Origin of the sequence: Actinophytocola sp. (assembly GCF_045807065.1) — a bacterium.
In the GTDB taxonomy this organism is placed as follows: Bacteria; Actinomycetota; Actinomycetes; order Mycobacteriales; family Pseudonocardiaceae; genus Actinophytocola.
Genome location: NZ_JBJMIE010000513.1, coordinates 1 through 3,126, shown reverse-complemented (window position 1 = coordinate 3,126; position 3,126 = coordinate 1). Strand labels below are relative to the sequence as shown.

Annotated in this window: 3 protein-coding genes; 1 reads left to right on the top strand and 2 read right to left on the bottom strand. The window is 71.2% G+C overall.

Annotation, left to right across the window (positions count from 1 at the left end; translation table 11 throughout):
• Positions 1-1,039: methylmalonyl-CoA mutase family protein (locus tag ACJ73U_RS30195; RefSeq protein WP_407781124.1), on the bottom strand; the 1,039-nt coding region annotated here is incomplete at its 3' end.
• 3 nt (positions 1,040-1,042) lie between these two features.
• Positions 1,043-2,494: a methylmalonyl-CoA mutase subunit beta gene (locus tag ACJ73U_RS30190; RefSeq protein ID WP_407781123.1), complete on the bottom strand. Its 1,452-nt coding sequence runs from the start codon at positions 2,492-2,494 to the stop codon at positions 1,043-1,045.
• An 83-nt stretch (positions 2,495-2,577) separates the two neighbouring features.
• On the opposite strand from ACJ73U_RS30190, the gene ACJ73U_RS30185 reads away from it, so the two are divergent.
• A partial coding sequence (locus ACJ73U_RS30185) for a serine/threonine-protein kinase (RefSeq protein ID WP_407781122.1) occupies positions 2,578-3,126 on the top strand: 549 nt, incomplete at its 3' end.

The following is a 3,126-nucleotide window of genomic DNA, read 5'->3' as shown; positions in this document are numbered from 1 at the left end:
GCACGTTGTTGAACACGTCCTGCGCGGTCAGCGACCAGCCGGAGGTCTGGCTGTGCGTCCGCAGCGACAACGACTTCGGCGACTTGGGGTCGAAGCCCTTGACCAGCTTCGCCCACAGGAGACGCGCCGCGCGCAGCTTCGCGACCTCCATGAAGAAGTTCATGCCGATCGCCCAGAAGAACGACAGCCGCGGCGCGAACTTGTCGACACTCAGCCCCGCGTCGACGCCGGAGCGGAGGTACTCGACGCCGTCGGCGAGGGTGTAGGCCAGCTCGAGGTCGGCGGTCGCCCCGGCTTCCTGCATGTGGTAGCCGGAGATGGAGATCGAGTTGTACTTCGGCATGTGCTGCGAGGTGTAGGAAAAGATGTCGGAGATGATCCGCATCGACGGCTGCGGCGGGTAGATGTAGGTGTTGCGGACCATGAACTCCTTGAGGATGTCGTTCTGGATGGTGCCTGCCAGCTTCTCCTGTGGCACGCCCTGTTCTTCCGCCGCCACGACGTAGAGCGCGAGGATCGGCAGGACCGCGCCGTTCATGGTCATCGACACGGACATCGTGTCGAGCGGGATGCCGTCGAACAGCTGCCGCATGTCGTAGATCGAGTCGATCGCGACGCCCGCCATGCCGACGTCACCGGCCACGCGCGGGTGGTCGGAGTCGTAACCGCGGTGCGTGGCGAGGTCGAACGCGACCGAGAGGCCCTTCTGCCCGGCCGCGATGTTGCGGCGGTAGAAGGCGTTCGACTCCTCGGCGGTGGAGAAACCCGCGTACTGGCGGATGGTCCACGGCTGGTTGACGTACATCGTCGGGTACGGCCCGCGCAGGAACGGCACGATGCCCGGGTACGTGTTCAGGAAGTCCAGCCCGGCCGTGTCCTCGGCGGTGTACAGGGGTTTCACGCCGATGCCCTCGGGCGTCTCCCACACGAGCGCGTCCGCGCCCTTGCCCGTCGCCTCCTGCACGGCGGCCTGCCAGTCCGCGGCCGTGGGCGAACTCGGCTCTCCTAAAGGGATCTCGGAGAAATCGGGGATCGTCATCGGTCACCCTTCCAGCGCGGCTTCGAACGGTTCGGCGTAACGCACCCTCGGCAGGCCGCCCGACGGCTGGGCCGGCTCCGGTGCGCGGGTCAGTGGTTTCTCGTCCTTGTTGGGGAACACGGTCACCCCGGTGATCGCCTCGTCACCCGCGTCGAGCCGGGCGGTGCGGGCGTCCCGGACGGCGGTGACGCGCTCCTCGACCAGCCCCGAGTCGAGGGCCGCCGCGAGGCCACCGGCCCGCTCGACCTCCTGGAACACCGCCCAGCCGGCCTTCGCCAGCTCGTCGGTGTGCCGCTCGACGTACCAGGAGCCGCCGGCCGGGTCGATCACGCCGGCCACCCGCGACTCCTCGACCAGGATCGTCTGGGTGTTGCGGGCGATGCGGCGCGCGAAGGAGTCCGGCAGGCCGATGGCCGCGTCGAACGGCTGCACGGTCACCGCGTCCGCCCCGCCGACCCCGGCGGCGAAGCAGGCGAGCGTGGTCCGCAGCATGTTGTTCCACGGGTCGCGGCGGGTCATCATCGTCGCGGACGTCACCGCGTGCTGCGGTACGGCGGTGCTGATCCCGGACACCTCCGCGACGCGTGCCCAGAGCCGGCGCGCGGCCCGCAGCTTGGCGATCGTGGCGAACTGGTCGGCGGTGGCGGCGAAGCGGAACTCCAGCTGCCGCGCGGCGTCCGCGACCGACAGTCCCGCACCGGTCAGCGCACGCAGGTACGCGACGGCGGTGGCCAGCGCGTAGCCCAGCTCCTGCCCGTCGGAGGACCCGGCCTCGTGGTAGGGCAGGGCGTCCACGACCACCGACCGCAACTTCTCGTACCGCTGCGCGGTCCGCGCCACCTCGACGACCGTCCCGACGTCGTGGGGCCGGCCGGTCCGCGCCCGCAGCCCGAGCGGGTCGGCGCCGAGGTTGCCACGCACCTCGCTGGCCTGGATTCCCTTGTCCGCGTGGAGGTCCAGGAGCACCCGGGCCGCGGCCACGACGTCCGCGCCGGCGTCCAGCGTGATCGGCGCGAGGTCGAGGTACACCTCCGCCAGCACGCCCGCCAGCGCGTCGAGCGGCACCCCGCGCTCGCCGACCACGAGCCACAGCGACGTGACGCCGTTCTCCAGGTCGGTGAGCACCGCCTGCCGCGTGACGGCGGGGTCCGGGTGCGCGTGCCGCTGCCGGACGTCCCACCCCGTCGCCACCGCGCCGTCGGGCCGTGCGCCGCGGGTGAACGGGGGCAGTCCCGGGAAGCCCGTGTCGGGCGCGGTATCGTCCTCGGCGGTGTAGAGCGGCTCTACCGGGAATCCGTCGTAGGTCGGGGTCGCGAGCAGTTCCTCGACCGGACCGGCGTGGGCGTCCACGTCGGCCCCAGACCGGCGCAGAACCTTCTCCACCAGCGTCTGCCAGCGGTTTCGGGTCGCCGGATCGAACTCCGATGCCAGCTTCAGCTGGTCCGCAGAAGTCATACCCATCGATGCTACGGCCGGCTCGCGTGATCGCCAGGGCACGCGAGTGTGAGGCTGGTCGCCCGGACCGGCACAATGTTCGCGTGTCCAGTGGGGAGCGGGTGGTCGCCGGGCGCTACCGGTTGCGCCGGCGGCTCGGCCAGGGCGCCATGGGCACGGTCTGGGAGGCCTTCGACGAGTTCCTGCGCCGGCCGGTCGCGGTGAAGGAGGTCCTCCTCCCGCCGGGCATGCCGGAAGGGCAGGCCGCCGAGTTGCGGGAGCGGACGCTCCGCGAGGCCCGCGCCATCGCCGCCCTGTCCCACCCCAACGTGGTCACCCTGCACGACGTGGCACGCGAGAACGGCGAGCCGTTCGTGGTCATGGAGTACATGCAGGCGCACAGCCTGGCCACGATCCTCGACGTGCTGGGCCCGCTGCCCGAGGCCAAGGCCGCGACCGTCGCCACCGCCGTCGCCGCCGGGCTCGCCGCCGCGCACCAGGTCGGCATCACCCACCGGGACGTCAAGCCGGGCAACGTGCTCATCTGCGAGGACGGCCGGGTGAAGCTCACCGACTTCGGCATCGCGCGGAACGTGGCCGAGCGGACCCTGACCAGCACGGGGATCATGCTGGGCTCACCCGCGTACATCGCG